Raw genomic sequence first — 21,333 nt, forward strand, 5'->3', positions numbered from 1 at the left:
GCTTCACTCTCGTTGTTGAACGATTTTTCGTGCAATTTCCCTTCTAGAATCGCTTCACTCTCGTTTTTGTACGATTTTTCGTACAAAATTCCTTCTAGGATCGCTCCATAATCGTTTTCGAACGATTTTTCGTACAAGTTTCCTACTAGGAATCGCTCCACGCTCATTTTTGTACGATTTTTCGTTCAAAACTTCTTCCAGGATCCCTTCACGCTCATTTTTGTACGATTTTTCGTACAAAATTCCTTCCAGGATCGCTTCATGCTCATTTTTATACGATTTTTCGTACAAATTTCTGAAATTGTATCCTCGGGTATTCGTTTTTGTACGTTTTTTCGTACAACTCTCTTACAACAAATGACTGTGTACATGCTTTTGTACGATTTTTCATACAAATCAGGTATCCGATATTACGGTCGGGTAGCGCGTCTAGGTAACAATCTTGCTTCGGATCACAATAACCATAGGTACTATACAATTCCATTTCCGCACTACCACCTAACTCAAAAAAACGGCGAACCTCCCCCCAGCTATAACTGCCGGTTCGTGAAAGTCCACCGCACGCTTTATATTTTCGCCACCTTGCTGCCTTTCACCTTAACGTTCACGAGCAGAATACTGGCTACAATCATGACCAGACCTGCAATCAGATTGATTGTCACCGACTCCCCAAGGAACAGCACGCTGCACAGCAGGGCAATCAGCGGAATCAGAAACGTGAATGATCCCACCTTGCTCGCTTCACCAGAACTAACCAGTTTGAAGAACGCAAGCCATCCCAGTGCAATGACAAACACTGAAATAAACAGCATATCCAATATAAATGGAAGCACCCACTGCACGTCAACCCAGCTCTCTGTAGCGGTACCCGTCAATGTCAGTACAACCCCACCAATCAAAATTGGGATGGCAGTCATCCAGATCCCGTCGACCTTCGCAGAAGTCCTCTTCATGTATACCGTTCCGATCGCCCAGCTTATCGCACTGAACAACCCGAGCACAACCCCTTCGGGTGATACCATGCCTGTCATGCCGCCAATACTGATGGTAGCGACGCCTGCAAAACCGAGGACTAATCCAGCAATTTTCAATCCATACATCGACTCGCCCAACCACAACCAGGCCCCGATTCCGAGCAGCACGGGCTGTAGGAACACGATGGAGGAAAATAACCCTGCCGGTACTTCCGTCAATCCCATGGTCTGAAAGCCATAGAAGAAAATAATGTTGAGCACTGCAGAGATGACATAGATATGCCAGGTTTCCCGGAGCCGTAGCGTTTTGTACCGTGGAAAAGCATATAGTCCAAGCACCAAACCTCCAATTAATAGACGCATGCCTGCAAATAAAAGCGGTGGTGTGTAATTTAATGCGTATTTGGTCAGGGGCCAGTTCACTCCCCACATGAGTACCAGAAAAGCTAGGACCCAGCCTGCTTTTGAACGTGATAAAGCCATTATGTTTGTCTCCTATCCGGCACATGTCGAACTCGAACCCTTTCACTCGTGCTCTGTGCCTGCGTATGCATTTGGACTTCGATCCGAATCGGGCTAGAGCAGCCCGTTGATCGTTCCGTGTCTCCATGATACAATAATCATCGAAATAATAGAAATGCATGTTATTCATAAGGAGCATACCATATTTGTTATGAACAATTCACAACTGCAGTTATTCGTAAAAATTGCCGAGACAGGAAGTTTTACGCGCGCAGGTCAGGAACTGAATATGACGCAGCCCGCAGTCAGCCGGGCCATCTCTTCCCTGGAGAATGAACTGGATGTCACCCTAATCATTCGGGATCGGCGGAACGGCATTGCGCTCACGGATGTGGGACAGCGAATTCTGGTCATTTTCCGCCGGATTTTGCAGCAGTATGATAAAATCCAACAGGTCGTTGCCGCCGAAAAAGGATTGGAGATTGGTACGATTCGTGTCGGCTCTTTCCCCATGTCCTCCGCCCATCTGCTGCCGAAGATTATCCGTTCCATCCGGGACCGCTACCCTCAGATTCAGTTTGAACTGCACGAGGGAAATATCCATGAGATTCAGGAGTGGCTCAATTCAAGGACCATCGATGTGGCTCTCATCATCGTCACGGACAAAGAACCAATAGATATAGCCTATGAGACGCTTCCGCTGTATAACGAAGAGATGCTAGCGGTGTTCCGTGACGATGAACCGTTTGCGGATCAGGAGGTATTGCCTGTACGGATGCTGGACCAGCATCCGATGATCATATGCAACGGTGGGTATGAAGTACCGATTGTCGACCTGTTCAAACGTGCAGGAGCCGAGCTGCAATTCGGGTTTGTTGTGCATAATGTCAACACTTGCCTCAGCATGATCGAGCAGGGGCTTGGTACAGCCTTATTACCCGCGATCTCCTTGTCCTGGCTGCCTCCCGGTGTAAAAGCAGTCCCTACCAACCCGAAGGCCTATCGCAACATCGAGATTGCCGTCCCTTCCCTGATGGAAGCTTCCCCCGCAGCCCGTTTGTTTATCGAAACGGCGCAGCAATTGTTTGGACACCTTAGCTGATTAGAAGATTTAGATTGGCAGTCTTCAGCCCTGCAGCTCTCTGAGCGCCTTAATATCGCGGTCAAAAAACATTCTGCAGTTATCGTAAGTACGGCTAAAGCTGTATCCGGCAACCTCCAGCTTATAAAGTAACCAAAGCATGGACGAGTCATAATGGCTTTTACTAAAGCAAAAAACCCTTGATAATATATCATCAAGGGTTTTCTTTATATGGAGCCTAGGGGGATCGAACCCCTGACCTCATCGCTGCCAGCGATGGATATAGGGTAGGAGCTAATGGGCATTTCCGAATTTGCTTATGCCACAATTGGTGGCTTAATGACTATTGGAGACGAATTTGTTCCCCAATCCGTCCCCAACGTCCGTCAGACGCCTCCCTAGTTTTGTAATAAACATCCAACATTTTTGAACAACTTAATCGTTTGCTGTTACTTTCCAATTTTATCTCTTGGATTCTGTATTTGTTACGTTATTAAAGTCTACGTAGTTGTTACTTCCGGCACTTCATCCCACAATCGTATTAAGAAATCTGTTTCTTTTAGTTTATTTCATTGTTCTTTAGCTTCTCTCATCTCACTCCAATCGTACTGCTGTACTAAAATTTCGTTCCTATGGTCTGGTACAATTTCAGCCACTCCATAAGAAGCCTTTACTATGTCTAGAAGTCCGATCGGCAACTCATCGAGTTCTTTTGTGTTTAGATACTCATATGCCGAGAAAGACTTTGATGACCCCTTTTCATAATCATGTGGCATCTCAGCCTCAAATGTATGACGGAGAACAAACTTTTTATTTCCTCGGGCAAATGCTAGTTTTTCTAATTTGTGATTCAAAGTCAAGGTCGACTTTAATGAAACACTACTTCTTCTGCTACCTTTTCTATCTAGTTCAGTTATGTCGTAATCATGAATAATCGTATAGGTAATACCAAAATTATTCAAGATGTTCAACAAAACATACATTGTTCCTTTTCCGTTACAGTTAACTACACTAGTTTTATAATAATCTTCTGAGTTTAGCTGACCGTTTTCAACTAACTTTTCCCCTATGACTTTTAGAGCGATTACTTCCGTATCCCCCTCAACTAATATTACTCTATCAGCAAAAAAGACTTCGTTTACATAAGGATTAAACCTTAGAAGAGCTTGAAGCCTCTCTTTTTCGTGTCCTGGTAAGCCATAAACGTCTGAATTAACTTGATTTTAGACCAACTTCATTCTCCTGATTTATATAAACTTTTGATAATGTTCTATTTGGCTTTGATAAATCCACAAAATTAGGAGAATGTGAGGTAGCAATTACTTGAAAAAAACCATCATCTGCTAAGCTATACAGAGTATCTTTAAATACTCTTGCCAAATGTGGATGTAAGTATAATTCTGGTTCTTCAAGTGCAATAATTAAATGTCTACTGTTTTCAATATTGTCTGATTCAAACCGTCGTTTGTATTTCCTAAACCCTTTGAAAACGGACAAAATAAACGTCCTTTGTACGCCATTCCCTTGATGGTTTAACTCTGTATCTAAACCATTATAATTAAAATTTGTTGAGAGGGAAGTGCTTACTATTTCATCTAAAGGACTAACATTCACTTTAAACTTAACATCTGTTGAAGTAACTTCATTTAGAAATTCCCTCACTTCAGTTTCAAAGTACCTTATCTTTTCATCATTATGTTCATTGATTTTTTGCTGGAGCAACTGAGTTTTCTCATATGCTTCAATGTACTCTGGCAACCCTGCTACAACATTTTTATATAGACTATACAGCGTTTTCATGTGAGCAGACTTATTGGTTAGCTCATCATTGGCATCCTTAACTGCAGGTATGTATATAACTTCTGGAAAAACATTTAGGAAGTGAGTTCCGTTTCTACCACCTCCAAGTCTTCCTTCCCAGCCTTCTTGTCCTAAGTCATGGGTTAGAGGTCCAGAAATTTTGGCAGCACGTTCAACATTTGAACCTTCCTTATATATAGCTCTTACAATGAAATTACCTGATTCTCTATGTATAGAGTTTCGAATTCCGTGCATCTCGATCTCGTCTTCTGTCAAATTTGAGAAGGTAGCATGAAAACTAATAGGCTGAGACATATCATGTTTATGATAAAAATTTTTACTTAGCTGAAGTTCTTTACTTCCAAATTGATTCAGCGCTTGCAGAATGGTACTTTTACTGCAATTGTTTGGCCCAATAATGACAGAGATATTCTCTATGTCAATTGAAAGTTCTTTTATACCTTTATAATTCCGAATAGTAAATTTCCTTAATTTCATTTTCATTCCCTCCTTGTTACGTGATTCTTTACTCTTCCTAAAATACCTCCCAAGTATATCAAGCAAATTTCGACATTAAACGGGGCTGCAAATTTAGATCGATTTCACTTCTTTTTCATCCTCGAATTTACGCTTGAAACTACATATTTCCTTATCCATTAGCATCTTGATAAACACCCCGCCTTGTACCGATCTGTTCTGGAAACCAACCATCTTAGCATCGGTCGTCGAATACCAGTCAGTCATTGGAACACGGCTCTGCGACTGGTCGTAAGCAAGCCATAAGAGATCAATAATGGCATTGAAATCCTCCTTGCTCTCACACAATGCGGCGCTCCACACAAGCCAATCGGATTTGGTATACGTGTCGCGGTTATCGAGCATCAGGCCGTAGGGTCCCGAATGCTTTTCGATATAGGCCTGCGTCTCTGCCTTAAACGTATCATCAGGGAATAAGTTCAGACCGAAGATTCGAGCCCAAATGGCATTATACTTCATACTAAAAGTGCCGGGACGGTCGAATGCCAGGCGGAACGTACCGTCATCATTTGCAGCCATGGACATCCATTGTTCCGCCATTGATTGGGCGATCTCCATGAGTTCCTCCGCCTTCTCCCCGTTTCCTGCCATGTGGTTCAAGATGGAGAAGCTGGCTATCCCCATGATCGCTTTGAGCGACAAGTTACAGTTATGAGCCAAATGACCTGCAAAATCGTCTGTACACAGCTGATTATCCGGATCGATGCCGTTTTTGATCAAGTAATTGCACCATGTTTCAAGATATCCCCAGTTCTCTTGGGCAAACGATACATCCTGCTCCGCAATCGCGACGGCAGTGACGCAAATCAGCATGTTTCCGCATTCTTCAACCGGCATTTGCCAGTTGGGCGTAGTTCCATTGCTATATACCTGTCCGTTCAGAAGAGGGTAGGTACCCACATCGTGGGGAGCAAAGTCATAGTACCAAATATCGGTTGAAGCGTACTTGAAAATCGGTCGTAGCATCCCCTTCACCAACTCGGGATTATAAAGCAGGAATTGAGGGATGGACGGGTAAGTTACATCGAGCGTGGCGGCGCAACCATTACTGAAATTTTCCTTGGAGACGAACAACACTTCTCCTTCAGGACCCGCAACAATTTTATGTGCGGCAATAGCTTGCCGGTAGGCCAAGGATACCAGGTCTGCATACTTTTCACTTCCGGATTCCGCGGCGTCTTGATACAATTTCTTTGCAAACTGCTCACATTTCTCATGCAACGTATCGTATTCGCACAGAGCCTGCTTAATCGCCTCTTCGATCGTTTCTCCGTCTTTCTTCCAATAGGCATCAAGCGGTTGGTGAAAATACTCGATCGATTTTATATCGTCATATGCGACTGCAAATAGTCCTTCTACGTCCTGATCCGTATCCAGGTCAATAGACAGCCGCATAGTATGGTTTATTGTCCCGTAGACGTTTACATCCTCGGCAGCGGTTACTGCAGCTCGACTATGGTTTGATGCCAGATATACGTAACCCCAGTTAATTCTGAGGTCGTCCCCGCTTCTAGTTAACATATGCTGAATTCTGCTGCCCACCTTACCGCAAGTAAAACCGGGTTCACTGATATCCGAGTACACAGTAGGAAACTCGTATTTCATGTTTTGGCATAGTTCCCCATCTACCGTAATGGTAACCGTCACGTCATGTTTCATCTTGTCATTCGATTCGGTTTGCACGTGAATATAGGATACCGGTCTGGACGTCAGCTTCAAATCATTTAGCAATAGCGGAGTCGTGAACGTAACGGTTAAACAAATTTCATTGCAGACAAACTGGTATTGGCTTGAGAGCGCATGAATATCTAGCTTTGTCTGTTCCATGATCAGGCTGTCCGGGTTAACCCCCATGAATGTATACTCTTTCCCATCAACCAGCGCGGTGCCTGTCATCCGGTGAGGTTTACCCGTCCAATGCTTGGTGTCCGATTCATTGAGCTTATCCGCCATCGACCAGACAGAAAAGTACGGATCTACGGTTATCAGCGGAACAGCTGGAGCACGTAAAATCATATTATTCCCTCCCTTTAAATGTTGTTTCATACAAGATATAATTTATCATGCACCTAGGCGCTTTATAATAGGATAAATCATCATGAATGTGAGGATTATCATCATGCACGAAACCATATTCAATTTCTGGCATTTGAATGACCCTAAGCTTCCACTCAATGTTCTCATGTCGGGTATCTCTTATTGCGACAAAAATTACCGGATTGAACGACACGGCGAGAACCTGTTTTCGTTCGAATATATCATCGACGGCAGCGGCGTCCTAGAGATCAATTCACAAACGTTGTATCCTCAGAAAAACGACGTTTACATACTGACCAAACACAGCGATCACACCTATTATTCCAGCGAAGAGCACCCATGGAATAAAATTTGGATCATCTTTAATGGTGACTTCGCCGAATCTTTGTTCAAACAATATATCCCCGAAAATACGTATCTTATCAAGGACTGCAACATTCTTTCCTATATGAAAGAATTGATCAACCTTTCGTCTGCCAGGCAGATTGACTATTCCGGTTTTATTGACGAAGTGACTGTTATTCTACTGAAAATCGTATTGCGCTTAAAGAACCAATTGGAACATAAGGAGGCACCCACCGTAGCTGAGCAGATCAAGTTTTGTCTGGACGGTAACATCGAGAATAGAATAGATTTAGACGACCTTTGCGTACAACTCGGCTATTCGAAAAATCACTTGATCAAGCTGTTTCGGGAAAAGTACGGAATTACGCCATACGCCTATTTTCGAAAACACAAAATTGAAGCGGCCGAGCGATATTTGCTGAACACACATCTTAGCATCAATGAAATCTCCTCCAAACTGAACTTCGCAGACCAGCACTATTTCTCTTCAGTCTTCAAAGCCATCGTCGGCGTTTCCCCTTCAGAGTACCGACAGAATAAGAAATAAGGAAAAACGGTAACCATCAGACGTGTCCTCCGATCATTCATAGGTAGTTGAACAAATGCAGCCGATCACTTTGACCGGCTGCATTCTTGTCTTTATAGGGCTTATCCTAGATGGGATTTTTTAGATCTTAATGTTCATACAAAAAGCCATTAGCTTCACATACAGCGAGTTTACCATGTAGCCGGTCGGGTCCACCAAATATCTTGTCCCTGTGTCCAACCGTTGGATGCGCCCCATTTCTTCATTAGTCAGTTCAAAGTCGAAAATGCTCACCTCCATTTGGACACAGCAACTCATCCCTCTGATCATATTCGTAATTTCTTATTTAACCCTTAATTCCTGATAACGTTACACCCTTGACGATATACTTTTGGAAAATGATAAAGATGATAATGATCGGGATCGAAGCATACGCATTCACCGCCATTGGCAAGGTTTCATCCTGGTTATACGAGCTCATGAAAAACGGGATACCGATGGGAAGCGTAAACAAGACTTCCGATTGAATCGCCAGAAATGGCCACAAGAAATCGTTCCAGGTGCCTAGGAAAGAAAAGATCATCAAGGTAGCCAGCACCGGTTTGGATAATGGAATAAAAATGTTCCACCACACCCGAAATAAACTGCAACCGTCTATTTTCGCAGCTTCCACCAGCTCATTCGGCATCCCGTCGAAAAATTGCTTCATGATTAGTACACCAAGCGGTCCTGCGAGCCCCGGCAAAATGAGGGCTGCATAGGAATCCAGAATCCCCAAGCTGTTAGCTACCATATACAAGGAAACAATCGTCGCTTCGCCGGGAATCATCATTCCACTGAGAATGAGCCAGAAAGCTAACTTCCTATAACTGAAATCGATCCGCGATAAAGCAAATGCGGCGAGTGAAGCCATGGTCAAGCTGAGTACAGGCACAATAACAGCGATGGTTAAGCTGTTCATGGTCCATTTGATCACCGGCGCATTCTCAAAAATATAAGCGTAGTTTTCGAACGAAAACGGCGGCAGGAAACGGTCCATCAGATCGCCCATCGCACTACCCTGCGGTTTTAGAGATGTGAATATCATGTAGATCACCGGAACGACAAAGATCGTTGCCAAACCGTAAGCTATGATGTGCAGCAGTATTTTTGGACCCGTCCACCGTTTAGAGCCAGCGAAATCACCCATTTCCTCATCACCTCATTCACTTTTTTTACCGAAAATTTTAAACTGCAAGAATGAAAGTACCGTCAGAAAGACAAAGAAAATAAATGACATCGAGGTTGATAATCCAAGATCGTTGGCGGTAAAGCCGGTTTCATAAATGTATTGAATCATCGTCCGGGTTTCATTCCCTGGCCCGCCGCGGGTAACGAGCCATACCTGGCCGAATACTTTAAAGGACGCTATCACTTGAAGCACAGTAATCAGTACGAGAAGGCCTCGCATCGCAGGCAATGTGATAAATTTGAGTCTTTGCCAAGCATTGGCTCCATCCAGTGTCGCTGCCTCGTAATGTTCAGCAGGAATATCCTGCAGCCCCGCGAGTAGCACGATCATGTTAAAGCCCTGTGTCCACCAAAGCGTAATCATCACGATGGAAATCCAGGCAAGCTGCGGTTCATTCAACCAGAAAATTTCGGATTCCGGACTGAGAATCCCGAGATTATGCAGCACCGTGTTCACTAAGCCTGAGTAAGGCGCAAGAAGAAATATCCAGACAAAGCTAACCACCGCTACGGACAATACATTTGGCATGAAAAACACGGTTCTCAGAAAGGTCTTTCCTTTTACCTTTGAATCAAGAATTAAGGCAAGCAGGAAAGGCGTTACGATCATAAATGGTGTGGAGATTAAGGCGAAGTAGGTCGTATTCCAAAGAGAAGCCCAGAAATCCGAATCTTTCAGTGCATAGAGGTAATTTTGAAGGCCGACAAAGCCTTCTTTGCCAATCAGCGTCCAATCATGAAAGCTGACGAACAGTCCGTAGAAAATCGGCACAAACGAAAAGAGAATAAAGAAAAAGAAATACGGGGCAAGAAAACCGGTTGCCAGCAATTCGTTCTGCAGCTTTCTTTTCCGCTTGCCTATGGACATATCAACCAGACTAGGATCTTTTACCGTTACTGGATTCATGATTCACCTCCCAAAGTGCCTCGGAGTTACATCCTCGGTAACTCCGATGCAAATGCAACAGCCTATCGTTTCAGAAGCTTTTCCATGCTTTGTACCGCTGCGTCCAATCCTTTATCGACAGGTGCTTTACCAGACCAGATCGTATCTAATGCCTGCACAAGCTGGTCTTTTGCCGGCCACATTTTTGGCGATCTTGGCAAATACACACCATCGTTGCCAGCCTGCAAATAATCCTGGCGATAAGGCATATTTTTGAACGCTTCTGACTCGACAGCCGTTGTGGAAGGTGGAATATGTCCGGCCTTGGACCATTCAGCCGCATTGTCTGTCACCCATTTTGCAAACGTGATCGACGCTTTTACCTTGTTTTCGTCCTGCCCTTTTTTCTGGACCGGCAAAATGAAGTTGTGTGAATCAATCCAGGTTGCAGGCTTATCATAAATTTGCGGGAAAGGAATGGCTCCGAATTCCAGTCCTTTTGTTCCTTCCAGTGTGCTCGTAAACCAGACCCCTGTTGGCATCACAGCACCCTTCCCCGCTTGGAATGTCTCGCCGATTTTAGGAAGGTTTCTTGGTATCAAGCCGCTCTCAAACCAGCCGCTAATATATTCTGCAGCCTGTTTGCCCTGCGGATTATTTAACGTCACCTTTTGGCCGGATTCATCAAACAGGCCCTCTCCTCCAAGCTGGTTGTAAAGCGCCCACCAGATCCGGTATGGATCCTCGCCTGTGGAGCCGAGCAGCATATTCACATTACCTTTGGGAACACCGTCTTTGATTTTTTGCAGAAAGCTGTTGAAGCCTTCCGGACCAGGTTCAATGATTGGCTTTTCATTTTCGTCCAGCAAATTCAACTCACGCAATATTTTTTTGTTGTAATACAGGATGAGCGGATGAGCATCCAGCGGCAAGGCATATTGCTGATCGTTAAATAACGTTGCGTTTACCATGTTTTCATTGAATCCGCTTAGATCAATACCCATCGAATCGATATATGGATCCAATGGCTCGATGATTTTCAGTTCTACCAGCTCGCTTAATTTGGACGTGTGGGATACCGCAAGATCAGGCGCATTGCCGCCTGCGACAGCGGTTTGCAGCTTGGTATAAAACTGGCCCCAATCCTGCGTCAATGCCTTCACTTCGATTTTACCTTTATGTTCATCGTTAAATTTTTTCACCAGTTCGTTCATAATGGCGCCGTCACCTCCGCCGAACATGTTCCAGTAGGTGATGGTGACTTTCTCACCGGGAGCGGTTCCCCGCCCTTTTGAAGCGTTTTCATTTCCGTTATCGGTTTTACCTTCATTGCCTAATGAGCATGCACTTAACACGAATGACATAACAAGCAGCATCCCTAATGCGACTTTATAGAGCTTGGAAGTTTTCATAAAAATCCCCCTTATAAAGTGATAAAACTAAACAAAACTCCGCTTAAATTCTTCGTTGGTTAAGTGTTCTCGTTACCGCTCTCCTCTCCCTCTTAATAATTGGATATAGCAAGAACCGGTAAAGATAAACCAAACATTAAACAATCTAAATCCATTCGTCAATACTTTTTTATCGTTTTTTTAATTAAAACAAAATACTTGCAATGAATAAATTTATAACCATCAAGCCTAAATCTAATTCATAAAAAAGAGGCTTCCCTGTACAGGAAAAGCCCCTGATCCGACCCGTTTCGACTGTTTTACAAACATCAGCACCATTTTTCAAATCCGACTTTATATCTCGATTCTACAATCCTTGCGATGCTATGATTCAGTAGATGATTCTCATTATGATATCTTGATCATAATCACCAAACTGCTTGCCGAAAATATTGATGCCTCCAATATGCTCTGCATCCGGCTTGATCCCGATTCGTAAACTAATCAACTTATTCTCGAGCAGACGGAGATCATCTAGATTCACCTCAGAAACAGCAACGTCGTCGAGGAAGCTCCCTGAGTTATCAACTTTCCAGGTTTTCAGCAGCCCGTATTGCGTATGACTATCGGGTAGCCACGGCGGGTTCAGCTTTCCCCTGCGGTCCCCAAAGTCACCAGGAGAAGTCCATGTTCCGATTTCTACATCATTGATCCAAATCGTAATATCAGACGGCCAGTTATGATCGTAAAGAAATGCTTCTGAACATAGCTCCATCGAAAACTGAATGGATTTAATGTCTACGTCTCTCTCTGAAAACAGAGGAAATTTATATTCTACATATCCGCGGGAAAACCAGATCAGCTGTGCAGAAATTCGGCTCGGATGAAAAAAGTAGGCCGGCTCGTCCGGCGGTTGAACCATTCCGGATTCAGTAATCAAGCCGCATGTCGGATGGATTTCGCAATCCGTATAACAGCCAACAGGCATCTCAATCTGGTGCAGATTGGTCGGACTGTAGATTCCGTTGGTTAATTTCAAACTCATACGTAAATCATCAAACGTTCGTGTGCAAACCTTCATTGTGCCTCTGGATGCGGGCAGTACCTCCGTCGCGATAATGCCCGCATTTTCCAGCACCCGAACATTGAAGGCGACCGTCGATACAGGCAGATTTAATTTTTCAGCAATATCGACAATATTTTCTCGGCTGTGATTCAAAAGCTTTAAAATGTTTATCCGGACTTCCGAAGCCAATGCATGTGCCACTTTTCTCAGTCGTTCCGATTCATCGATTGACAACTCCAACATTTTCCCCTTTTCCCCCTATTGCGAGTTTTATCTGCATAGCTGGTTATCATTATACGTTACAACAACCATATCTCCGCAACTCCCTAAGAGCACCAGATGTGATAACACATAGGGCCCTTAACTGCAGCTGTTATATTGGGCATCGGCGTTGAATTGGCGCTTAAGCCTGTGCTGCCTGCAGAGTTCACGAATCTTCTCTACCATGTGATTTGTATTTGCTCCCGTAGGCGTCTTTCCAGCGATAGTAGGTGGCACGAGGAAGCCCGATCCATGCACTTGCTTGGGTTACACTGACTTCCCCTCGAATGGACTCCATCCACTCCACTACAATCGTTGGAATTGACTTCGCTCACAGGAATACCCGTTAATTTCATTTCAATGGCTTTTCTCTTCACTTCTACAGGGTAGCTTACTCTTGTTGCCAACGCAAAAACACCTCCAAGCTTGTCTCCATATCTTACGATATGGTTGCATTCTCTTGAAGGTGTTTAAATTACCGAACGATGGCTCAAGGATGAAATCTCTCTTGCCTTCCTGTGCCGCTTAAACCAGTCTACCTACTATAATGACCGGTTAATATTGCAGCAGCCATCATTACACCGCGTGCTAGGAGAGGCTCGAAGCGTTCGCATTGGACAAGCCTGTATTGAACTCCGCTCCGGCTTCGACGCCCTACTGCTTCGATCACTTGTTGCCTTGGTAGTCTACACTGCCCCTAACTTGCCAGCCATGTGTTATAAACACTGACTTCATAATAGATTCTTCCTCATCTTCTATTGAGCAGTAGCGAACTCACGAGTGATGTTCCTATACTTTGTAGGTGAAATTCCTTTTTAGCTTTAAATTGCTTAATAAAGTAAGTGTCATACTCAAATTCGGTATCACGTGCAATTTCATCAAGGTTCATACTGCGGCCAGTTTTGTTCCGATATAGACAAACTCTCAATGAGTCATTGCTTCGTCTTATACATACTGCTTCCACGCAGTTTCAAGCATTTCGGTTGATTTAACCAAATTCATGGTGTAGCTGTCTCGCTCTCTCTCATGACGGAGGGAAGAAGAACGGAACTCCTCGACCATCTTCCCCTCTTTCATAACCAGAATATCCGTACACAATCCGGGTACAAGCGAGAGATCATGCGTAATGAACAGAAGAGACAACCCCTCTTCCTTCTGAAAGGACATAAGCAGTTCGATGATCTGCTGTTGTAATATCATATCAAGGTTGGAGACGATTTCATCGCAAATCAATAGTTTGGGATGAATGATCAATGCTTTTGCCAGGCAAGCCCTTTGATATTGTCCTCCGCTTAGCCTGCCTGGCCGATTTCTGAGCAGGCCCTCATGAAGGCCGACCTTGCATGAATATTCCATAACCCTCTCTTTACGCTCCTTCTTTTTCAAATCTGTAAAGTTAATTAATGGCTCTTCCAGGCACTGAAACAAGCTCATCGAAGGATTCAACGTTGAGGCTGAATTCTGAAAAACAATCTGAATATCGCGATACCATTCTTTATACGATTTAATTCCTTTGCTAGGTAACCCTCGCCCATTGAATAGAATTTGACCTGATGTCGGCTGCTTCAATGCCATAATCAGTTGGGTCAGCGTAGATTTTCCACTGCCGCTCTCACCTACAATGGCCAGAGAGCCTCCATCTTTTATAGTAAATTGGATGTCTTTCAGAATCTCCCTTCCATTGATTTCTTTATGCAACTGATGCACTTGAAGCATGAGCTCATACGCCTCCTTTGCTAAGAAACCTCTGCGATCGATGCATGCATAACCGTTGGGTATATTCATGCTCAGGTTGCCCCAGGACTTTATCCGGGCTTCCCTGCTCGATGATTTCGCCGGCACGCATGACACCAATCCGATCCGCAAGATAAGCGGCAAGGAGTAAGTCATGCGTAATAAACAACATACTCATGTCCAGTTCTTGTACTAGAGAACTCATAAGAGATATGATTTCTGCTTGTGTTGTGACATCGAGTGCACTCGTGGGCTCATCGGCTATGATGACTTCAGGTTTTAACAGCAGCGCCATCGCGATCATGACACGTTGATTCATTCCGCCGCTCAGCTCATGAGCATAACGTTTCATCACATGTGCCGGTTCTTTCAAGAGCACTTGAGATAGCATCTGCTCCGCTTGCTTCTCAGCCTCATATCTCGAAACGGGCAAGTGGCTCCGCATCAAATCACTCAATTGCTTTCCGATAGGAATAGAAGGGTGCAAGGCTTGTTCAGGATGCTGAAAAATGGCACCTATATGTCTCCCCCTGATTTTCCGCCAGTTCCGCTTGGATAAACGATTCAGTTTTTGGCCGCGTAACAGGACATCACCAGACATTTGCAGATTAGCAGGAAGCAACCCTAACATGGCTTTGCTTGTTAACGTTTTACCGCTCCCGCTCTCTCCGATTAAACAGTACGTCTTCCCCGATTCCAAAGAAAAGCTGCTGTTATTCACCAGAGTTAGACCCTCCGCATTTCGAATGTTCAGATGATTTACTTCGACTATGACCTCCATTTACTTCTCCCTCCTTAGCCGTTCGCCTACAATCTGGAAGGAACAGGCTGTCAGAAAAATCATGAACCCCGGAAAGAAACCCATCCACGATGCAACCTGCAAGTAATTTATCCCATCCAGCAACATAACCCCCCATTCAGGTGACGGAGGCTGCGCGCCAATCCCTAGAAAGGATAGACCCGATAATGTCAATATCACCTTGCTTACATCAAGGATCAGCATGGTTCCAATCTGAGGCGCGATATTCGGTATCATATGCCTTATCATCGTTCTCATTCCAAAGGATCCGCTTACCCTGCTAGCAATGATATACGGTTCCTTCTTAACGTCATGGATCAAACCCCGTATTAATCTCACGTACTTGGCCCACCAGGACAGTATCACAGCAAAATAGACATGTTCCATGCCGAAACCAAGAAAACCGACAATCACGATCGTGAGCAGGATATTCGGCAATGCCGTAAATGTATCCGTCACGCTCATCATGAACATATCAAGTTTTTTTCCAAAAAAAGCGCTCGCCGTACCAACAAAAAGCCCGATCAGCATGACAACGCCGAGAACGATGAAAACAGGGAACACCGATTCACTGATGCCGTGGATCACGCGACTGAACAAGTCCCTTCCTAAATAATCCGTTCCAAAGGGATGAGCAAGGCTTGGAGGAAGAAGCTTTTGCTCATGATTCGTATGGAGCGGGTCATAGGGTGAAACCCATGGGGCGGTGAGTCCTGTAATCATAAGAATCGCGATAAACAGCAACGCTGCTGCCGGAAGTTTATTGACCCGGATGAGACGAATCATAGTTCCCACCTCTGCTTGTCCAGATGAATGCGTGGATCGGCTAAGAAGTACAGCATATCGGTCACAAAATGAAACACAAAGATAAACGCAGCCACTAGAAGCGCGCTCCCTTGAATGACTGGAAAATCACGGCGATATATAGCCTCAAGCATATATTTACTGAACCCAGGGAAACTAAAGATCGTTTCCGTTATGATCGAAGCCCCGAAAAAACTTGGCAGACTCGTCGTGATTAACGTCAGGACCGGTACGAGCATTGAGCGAAATAAATAGGATGGATATAAGATCGAGTTACGCAAACCTCTGGCCCTTGCAGCCTCGATATACGAGAATTTGCTGTACTGAACGGTATAGGAACGTACCATTCGAATGAAATAAACGCTTTGTACCAGCGAAATGGCCGTCACCGGAAGTACATAATGCAGCAAGGTAGAACTGCCAATAACCGGAAGGACGGGCCATATGACGCCAAACGCATACATTAGAAGAATAGCGAGCCAATATAAAGGAACGGACAATCCCAAGATGGTTAACGAGTATACGACTCGATCAGGAATCGAACCCTCATTTAGCCCCAGCCATATCCCGACCGGTATGGAAATGATGATCGTTAGTACAAAAGAGCCTGCAATGAGTCTATACGTCGGCTCTAAACGACTTATAATTTCATGTAACACCGGTTCCCCCGACATGAAGGAATGTCCCAGTTCTCCTTGAACAATCTGAAACACCCAGGCCATGTATTGCTGAAGGAACGATTGGTCGAGTCCCCATTGTTCCTGTAGATCAGCCACCAGCGACTGCTCCGGTACCGCTCCGATCTCTAACAGCATCATGGACGCCGGATCGCCCGGCGCCAGACGCATCAATGCGAACACGAACAACGAAAACAGGACAAAGGTAATCATCAGCATCAGCAGGCGATGGATCATGGAACGCAGCATTACTGGTCTTCTTTCTTCAAGCGATGCCATTTCAACGGATCGTCCTCGATTGCATTGAATGCAAAGCCAATCACATCGCTCGTATGAACAAAGGTTTGCTTGGTATAGTATATGGGTACCGACATAGCTTCCTCATGCATTCGAAGAAACACTTGGTCGAACAGGGCTTGCTGTTTCTCGACGGAAACCGTAGCCGCAATTTGATCCAGCAAATCCGACAAAGGACGATCTTGAAAGGCAACCCCCGGCGTAGATGGCGAGCTGTGGAATAACGAGGATAAGAATCGATACGGCAGTTGAGCATCCGTATAGGTCCGGTACATCAGCAGGTCATAATCCTTGCTGCCCCACAGCGTATCGTAGTATGCCGCCCTTTCCTGATTCACAATGTGGATTTGGATTCCGATCTGCTTCATGTTGTCTTGGAAAATCTCCGCCATCTCTTTCCATTCTGGATATTCTTCCGTTTGAATGACCAACCGCAACTGCAGGACTTGCCCGCCTTTCTCGTAAAGACGCTTCTTTTCGTTCCATTCGTAGCCCGAGGCTTCGATCAGTTGTTTGGCCTTCTCGGGATTGTAAGGATAGGAAGGCTGATTATCATCGGTTACAAACGCAACTTTCTCTTGAAACAATCCTCTGACGGCATCGCCGGTGCCATCGGCATATTTGCTCGTATCGTTTCCGTAATTGACGGCCTGGCGAATGTTCTTGTCCGATAGAAACGCCTGGTTTTGGTTGATGACCAAAAAGTAGGACATCGTACTCGCCCCGGTCTCCACCATGTACTTATCGTTATTTAGGAAAACACTTAGACTTTCTGCTGGAACATTACCAAGTTCCCCGCCTGCAAGATCGACCTCTCCGGATTGCAGCGCCATCACCCTTGCCTGAGGATCTGTAATCACTCTAAAAACGAGTGAATACGCTGACGGTTCCTCTAACCAATAATGTTCATTTGCTATCAGTATGGTCTCCACCCCTTGTCGGTAACTGCCTATTTTCCAAGGGCCCGTGCCGATCGCTTGCTGAAAGGTTCCGTTCGCGTCTCCCGCTGGAGTTACCGAGTTTGGACTCATAATCCGAAACGGCCTTGCCTGGCTGAGCTCATACAGCACTTGAGTTGCGGTATGTTTAAAAGAAAGCACGACAGTGTCATCATCCGGTGTTTCTATGTTTGCAATCAAACGGGATATTTCCAGCGTGGCATTCTCTTCCCTGCTGACCGCCCTCTCCAAGGAAAACTTAACCGCCGTTGAATTCAATGGGCTGCCGTCTGAGAATTGCACCTGATTCCTTAAATGAAAAGTGTACATCTTACCGTCTTCGGAGACCTGCCAGAATTCAGCCAGGCTGGGAACAAGCTCCCCTTCTCCTTCATATTCCACAAGCGCGTCATATACAGCGGCATGCGTATGTCTTGATCCATTGTAGGTCGAAGCATCGAGCTTATCTCCCTCAGCGTCCTGCGTTACGGCAACAACGATTTGCTTGTCTTCTGCTTCGCCAGGGACCGGGTCTGTTTCTTTCGAACACCCCATAAGCAAAGATAATGCGACAAGTCCTGCAACTCCGAATCTAAATCTCCCCAACATCCATGCTCCTCCTAATTTTCTTCTAGTTGTTTGTGATTAAACAGCCGCTATGATCTTGACCGCTTGCATACTGAGTAATCTTTGTATATTATTAATCGTAATCATTACGATTTGCAACATTTTTTTAAAAAAAGGAGATCTGAATAATGACCGAGCATAAACTTGCGCAGCAATATCGTGACTATTGGGACAAAGGAGCTGCTGTCTATGATGAAATTGTAGATACGGAATTTGCAACCGACTCCTATGATCAATGGAAAGCGATCTTGAATCATCAGTTATCCGGAAAACAAAATTTGAAAATCCTAGATGTGGGAACAGGTCCCGGCTTCTTCGGGGTTTTGCTTAGTTGGATGGGGCATGAGGTTACCGCCATTGACTCCTCGTCTGAAATGGTGGCTAGAGCTAATAAAAATGCGAAAAAGCACAACTGCAATTTCAAAGTAATAGAAACCGATATTATCGATTACAAGACGGAAGAAAGATATGATATCATCATTTCCAGAAACGTCACCTGGTTCCTATATAATCCTGTTGCCGCATATCAAAATTGGCATGGCATGCTGAACGACGGCGGACAAGTGATGATCTTCGATGCCAACTGGAATTTGTTTTTGAGTAATCCCCAAGAGGCGGAGCTGTTCAGAAAAGCTAAAGAAGAGGCAATTGATCAAGGTTACTTGCCTTATCGCGAAGAGAAGGATATCGAAGAAGGGGATCAATTGGCGCTTACCTTGCCATTGACCTACGTAAGAAGGCCGGGATGGGACGCCGAAATGCTGCGATATATCGGATTTGCCAAAATCCAAGTCCATGAAGGTTTCGATGCCGATTTTTATCGCGCAGGAGAAAAAATTCTCAATCGCCATAGGCCCATGTTTGCCATCGTTGCTGAAAAATAAGTATACATCCTAAAAAAGACGTCCAGCCAACCTTGATGAGAAAGCTGGCTGGACGTCTCTGTTTTACAGCCGGGTAAATTCTGCCCGGTCAAAGTTTCCGATATATTTATAGGTGGAATCGGTTGACCTATCAAAACAAAATACACATCGTGAACGCCGATGAGTCCTCCGTCAGCTGTCCGGTGGCGATTTTGTAGAGGCGCACCCGCTTGCCGTTGGAGGCACCGGTATCGTTCCGATCAAGGTGCCGTCCACTCCGCCTAGCCGAACCTCTACGGCGGAATACGGGGCACAGTTCGTGCTGTTGCCGGAATACTCGATGGACAGCTGGTTACGACAATTAGGGTCACACGGGTGTTTTCCTCCCCCAATGGTCCCCTCTGAAAATCGTCCCAGGAATCGTATTAGTACGGTGGAAACCTTGGAGCACCTGGTTACCAATGATATAAGTGGGTACGGCTCGAACTCCGCTTTCATAGTATGCATGATGCAGCGCTTTCTGATGAGCTTCTTGGTAACGTCTTGTCTCCAATGCTTGCTTGAACTCCATTTCATCCAGACCAAGTTCAGCGGCCAAAGATGTTAGTACGGAGACTTTACCGATGTCTTTTTCCTCCTGATAGTAAGCGCTAAAGACACGTTGAATATATGCTCCTCCCTTGCGCTGCATGTTCTCATGACCTAATGAATGGCCATGCATGTTTCTCCATATTAATTTCGTCCCCAATTCGTCCCCAAATCCATTTAAATATGTATTTAAAACCGTCCTAATAAAGCAAAAAACCCTTGATGATATATCATCAAGGGTTTTCTTATTATGGAGCCTAGGGGGATCGAACCCCTGACCTCATCGCTGCCAGCGATGCGCTCTCCCAGCTGAGCTAAGGCCCCGTAAGCGACTTCTATATCATATAAAAAATCAGCAGGCATGTCAACATGTTTTTCACATTTTTTGATGACGTGCTGTATCCCTTTTACTTCTCTATATAATGTCACTTAGCGATGATGATAATGGGCCCTATGAGAGCACCAGAAGAGCACCTGGATCGTGCGGAACCATGGCGCTCTTACAACTCCGAAACGTCCGTACCCTTGGACAGCAGGCTTTTCAGTTCCTTCATAAACATATTGATATCCTTGAATTGGCGATACACGGATGCAAAGCGGACGTAAGCTACCTCGTCGACCGGATATAACCGCTCCATCAGAAGCTCCCCGATCTGGCGGCTCTCCACCTCTGCTGCTGCGGTATTGCGCAGTGCCTTCTCTACATCCGATACGATCATATCCAGCTGGTCCACGGATACCGGACGCTTCTCGCATGCCCGGATCAAACCGCGGAGCACCTTCTCCCGGCTGAATTCTTCGCGGCTTCCGTCCTTTTTCACGACGATCAGCGGCGTTTCCTCCACCATCTCAAAGGTTGTGAATCTCTTGCTGCACTGCTCGCATTCCCTGCGGCGGCGGATGGATTTATTCTCGTTGGCCGGCCTGGAATCAAGCACTTTCGTTCCGGCATAACTGCAATATGGACATTTCATAAAGTCATCTTCACTTCCTTCGTTTCAGCTTATTTTGCCTTGAATGGCGCTACAGAAAAATTTACCAGCAAAACTTTGTTCTTTTATGTTATGAAAATGCGAAACCCGAGACATAATACTTTTACCAACCCAAGGAGGTGAACTTAACATGGCACAAAGCAACAACAACTCCAACAACCTGGTTGTTCCTCGCGCAAACGCTGCTCTTGAGCAATTGAAGTACGAGGTAGCTCAAGAACTTGGTATCTCCATTCCACAAGACGGATACCAAGGTAACATGACTTCCTACGAGAACGGTTCGATCGGGGGATACATCACAAAGCGTCTTGTAACCCTGGCCGAGCAACAATTGGCTGGTCAATTCTCCGGTCAATAATCGATTCTTCCTTAAAAAAGGAGTGTTGGACGGCTCGATGTAAGAGCCTGTCCAGCGCTC

General features: G+C 45.0%; 19 protein-coding genes, 1 tRNA gene and 1 pseudogene. 4 read left to right on the top strand and 17 right to left on the bottom strand.

Features of this window, described 5'->3' with window-relative positions:
- Positions 1-566 precede the first annotated feature (566 nt).
- Positions 567-1,460: a DMT family transporter gene (locus MKY48_RS25530; protein WP_339273665.1), complete on the bottom strand. Its 894-nt coding sequence runs from the start codon at positions 1,458-1,460 to the stop codon at positions 567-569.
- A gap of 187 nt (positions 1,461-1,647) precedes the next feature.
- On the opposite strand from MKY48_RS25530, the gene MKY48_RS25535 reads away from it, so the two are divergent.
- Entirely contained in the window at positions 1,648-2,538 is an 891-nt protein-coding gene (locus MKY48_RS25535; RefSeq protein ID WP_339267207.1) for a LysR family transcriptional regulator, read from the top strand.
- A 548-nt stretch (positions 2,539-3,086) separates the two neighbouring features.
- Here the strand turns inward: MKY48_RS25535 and MKY48_RS25540 are convergent.
- The 4 genes and pseudogenes from MKY48_RS25540 to MKY48_RS25555 all read right to left on the bottom strand — a co-directional run bounded on the left by MKY48_RS25540 (position 3,087) and on the right by MKY48_RS25555 (position 6,870).
- Entirely contained in the window at positions 3,087-3,491 is a 405-nt protein-coding gene (locus MKY48_RS25540; RefSeq protein WP_339267208.1) for a hypothetical protein, read from the bottom strand.
- Between the two features lie 3 nt (positions 3,492-3,494).
- Positions 3,495-3,629 (bottom strand): annotated as a pseudogene (locus MKY48_RS25545) (TOPRIM nucleotidyl transferase/hydrolase domain-containing protein); the annotation flags it as partial.
- 100 nt (positions 3,630-3,729) lie between these two features.
- Positions 3,730-4,815, bottom strand: a complete 1,086-nt coding sequence (locus tag MKY48_RS25550; protein ID WP_339267210.1) for an AAA family ATPase — start codon at positions 4,813-4,815, stop codon at positions 3,730-3,732.
- Positions 4,816-4,908: 93 nt separating this feature from the next.
- Complete coding sequence (locus MKY48_RS25555) at positions 4,909-6,870, bottom strand: DUF4965 domain-containing protein (protein ID WP_339267212.1); 1,962 nt, start codon at positions 6,868-6,870, stop codon at positions 4,909-4,911.
- A gap of 82 nt (positions 6,871-6,952) precedes the next feature.
- Between MKY48_RS25555 and MKY48_RS25560 the strand changes: the two genes are divergently transcribed.
- On the top strand, positions 6,953-7,783 hold the full coding sequence (locus MKY48_RS25560; protein WP_339267214.1) for an AraC family transcriptional regulator: 831 nt from the start codon (positions 6,953-6,955) through the stop codon (positions 7,781-7,783).
- Positions 7,784-8,108: 325 nt separating this feature from the next.
- On the opposite strand, the gene MKY48_RS25565 is transcribed toward MKY48_RS25560, so the two are convergent.
- The 9 genes from MKY48_RS25565 to MKY48_RS25605 form a co-directional block, all read right to left on the bottom strand.
- Positions 8,109-8,951: a carbohydrate ABC transporter permease gene (locus MKY48_RS25565; protein WP_339267216.1), complete on the bottom strand. Its 843-nt coding sequence runs from the start codon at positions 8,949-8,951 to the stop codon at positions 8,109-8,111.
- A gap of 12 nt (positions 8,952-8,963) precedes the next feature.
- Positions 8,964-9,899, bottom strand: a complete 936-nt coding sequence (locus tag MKY48_RS25570) for a sugar ABC transporter permease (RefSeq protein ID WP_339291571.1) — start codon at positions 9,897-9,899, stop codon at positions 8,964-8,966.
- Positions 9,900-9,961: 62 nt separating this feature from the next.
- On the bottom strand, positions 9,962-11,290 hold the full coding sequence (locus tag MKY48_RS25575; RefSeq protein ID WP_339291572.1) for an ABC transporter substrate-binding protein: 1,329 nt from the start codon (positions 11,288-11,290) through the stop codon (positions 9,962-9,964).
- Positions 11,291-11,660: 370 nt separating this feature from the next.
- Positions 11,661-12,578: a winged helix-turn-helix transcriptional regulator gene (locus MKY48_RS25580; protein WP_339291573.1), complete on the bottom strand. Its 918-nt coding sequence runs from the start codon at positions 12,576-12,578 to the stop codon at positions 11,661-11,663.
- A gap of 963 nt (positions 12,579-13,541) precedes the next feature.
- Positions 13,542-14,312 carry a dipeptide/oligopeptide/nickel ABC transporter ATP-binding protein gene (locus MKY48_RS25585; protein ID WP_339267223.1) on the bottom strand — a complete coding sequence of 257 codons (771 nt, stop codon included), beginning with the start codon at positions 14,310-14,312 and terminating at the stop codon, positions 13,542-13,544.
- A 4-nt stretch (positions 14,313-14,316) separates the two neighbouring features.
- Complete coding sequence (locus MKY48_RS25590; protein WP_339267225.1) at positions 14,317-15,111, bottom strand: ABC transporter ATP-binding protein; 795 nt, start codon at positions 15,109-15,111, stop codon at positions 14,317-14,319.
- Positions 15,112-15,915 (bottom strand): ABC transporter permease subunit, encoded by an 804-nt coding sequence (locus MKY48_RS25595; RefSeq protein WP_339267227.1) that lies wholly within the window; start codon positions 15,913-15,915, stop codon positions 15,112-15,114.
- The gene (locus MKY48_RS25600; RefSeq protein WP_339291574.1) at positions 15,912-16,889 is read right to left on the bottom strand and encodes an ABC transporter permease; all 978 of its coding nucleotides are present in this window, start codon (positions 16,887-16,889) and stop codon (positions 15,912-15,914) included. Before MKY48_RS25600 ends, MKY48_RS25595 begins: the two co-directional genes overlap by 4 nt.
- Complete coding sequence (locus tag MKY48_RS25605) at positions 16,859-18,454, bottom strand: ABC transporter substrate-binding protein (RefSeq protein ID WP_339291575.1); 1,596 nt, start codon at positions 18,452-18,454, stop codon at positions 16,859-16,861. Before MKY48_RS25605 ends, MKY48_RS25600 begins: the two co-directional genes overlap by 31 nt.
- A 146-nt stretch (positions 18,455-18,600) precedes the next feature.
- Between MKY48_RS25605 and MKY48_RS25610 the strand changes: the two genes are divergently transcribed.
- A complete protein-coding gene (locus MKY48_RS25610) occupies positions 18,601-19,356 on the top strand; it encodes a class I SAM-dependent methyltransferase (RefSeq protein ID WP_339267231.1) in 756 nt (251 codons plus the stop codon).
- A 346-nt stretch (positions 19,357-19,702) separates the two neighbouring features.
- On the opposite strand, the gene MKY48_RS25615 is transcribed toward MKY48_RS25610, so the two are convergent.
- From MKY48_RS25615 to nrdR, 3 genes are all read right to left on the bottom strand, one after another.
- Positions 19,703-20,083, bottom strand: a complete 381-nt coding sequence (locus tag MKY48_RS25615; RefSeq protein WP_339291576.1) for a DsbA family protein — start codon at positions 20,081-20,083, stop codon at positions 19,703-19,705.
- A gap of 91 nt (positions 20,084-20,174) precedes the next feature.
- Positions 20,175-20,247, bottom strand: a tRNA-Ala gene (locus MKY48_RS25620).
- 176 nt (positions 20,248-20,423) lie between these two features.
- The gene (nrdR, locus tag MKY48_RS25625; protein WP_076324309.1) at positions 20,424-20,897 is read right to left on the bottom strand and encodes a transcriptional regulator NrdR; all 474 of its coding nucleotides are present in this window, start codon (positions 20,895-20,897) and stop codon (positions 20,424-20,426) included.
- 148 nt (positions 20,898-21,045) lie between these two features.
- On the opposite strand from nrdR, the gene MKY48_RS25630 reads away from it, so the two are divergent.
- Entirely contained in the window at positions 21,046-21,273 is a 228-nt protein-coding gene (locus MKY48_RS25630) for an alpha/beta-type small acid-soluble spore protein (RefSeq protein ID WP_053492022.1), read from the top strand.
- Positions 21,274-21,333: the final 60 nt, after the last annotated feature.

It is taken from the genome of Paenibacillus sp. FSL W8-0187, from assembly GCF_037969755.1.
Lineage (GTDB): Bacteria > Bacillota > Bacilli > Paenibacillales > Paenibacillaceae > Paenibacillus_AQ.

Bases quoted from the DNA above. Each gene is read 5' to 3' on its own strand.
- MKY48_RS25535 (WP_339267207.1), top strand. From the start codon at position 1,648: ATGAACAATTCACAACTGCAGTTATTCGTAAAAATTGCCGAGACAGGA.
- MKY48_RS25550 (WP_339267210.1), bottom strand. From the start codon at position 4,815: ATGAAATTAAGGAAATTTACTATTCGGAATTATAAAGGTATAAAAGAA.
- MKY48_RS25555 (WP_339267212.1), bottom strand. From the start codon at position 6,870: ATGATTTTACGTGCTCCAGCTGTTCCGCTGATAACCGTAGATCCGTAC.
- MKY48_RS25560 (WP_339267214.1), top strand. From the start codon at position 6,953: ATGAATGTGAGGATTATCATCATGCACGAAACCATATTCAATTTCTGG.
- MKY48_RS25565 (WP_339267216.1), bottom strand. From the start codon at position 8,951: ATGGGTGATTTCGCTGGCTCTAAACGGTGGACGGGTCCAAAAATACTG.
- MKY48_RS25570 (WP_339291571.1), bottom strand. From the start codon at position 9,899: ATGAATCCAGTAACGGTAAAAGATCCTAGTCTGGTTGATATGTCCATA.
- MKY48_RS25575 (WP_339291572.1), bottom strand. From the start codon at position 11,290: ATGAAAACTTCCAAGCTCTATAAAGTCGCATTAGGGATGCTGCTTGTT.
- MKY48_RS25580 (WP_339291573.1), bottom strand. From the start codon at position 12,578: ATGTTGGAGTTGTCAATCGATGAATCGGAACGACTGAGAAAAGTGGCA.
- MKY48_RS25585 (WP_339267223.1), bottom strand. From the start codon at position 14,312: ATGCTTCAAGTGCATCAGTTGCATAAAGAAATCAATGGAAGGGAGATT.
- MKY48_RS25590 (WP_339267225.1), bottom strand. From the start codon at position 15,111: ATGGAGGTCATAGTCGAAGTAAATCATCTGAACATTCGAAATGCGGAG.
- MKY48_RS25595 (WP_339267227.1), bottom strand. From the start codon at position 15,915: ATGATTCGTCTCATCCGGGTCAATAAACTTCCGGCAGCAGCGTTGCTG.
- MKY48_RS25600 (WP_339291574.1), bottom strand. From the start codon at position 16,889: ATGGCATCGCTTGAAGAAAGAAGACCAGTAATGCTGCGTTCCATGATC.
- MKY48_RS25605 (WP_339291575.1), bottom strand. From the start codon at position 18,454: ATGTTGGGGAGATTTAGATTCGGAGTTGCAGGACTTGTCGCATTATCT.
- MKY48_RS25610 (WP_339267231.1), top strand. From the start codon at position 18,601: ATGACCGAGCATAAACTTGCGCAGCAATATCGTGACTATTGGGACAAA.
- nrdR (WP_076324309.1), bottom strand. From the start codon at position 20,897: ATGAAATGTCCATATTGCAGTTATGCCGGAACGAAAGTGCTTGATTCC.
- MKY48_RS25630 (WP_053492022.1), top strand. From the start codon at position 21,046: ATGGCACAAAGCAACAACAACTCCAACAACCTGGTTGTTCCTCGCGCA.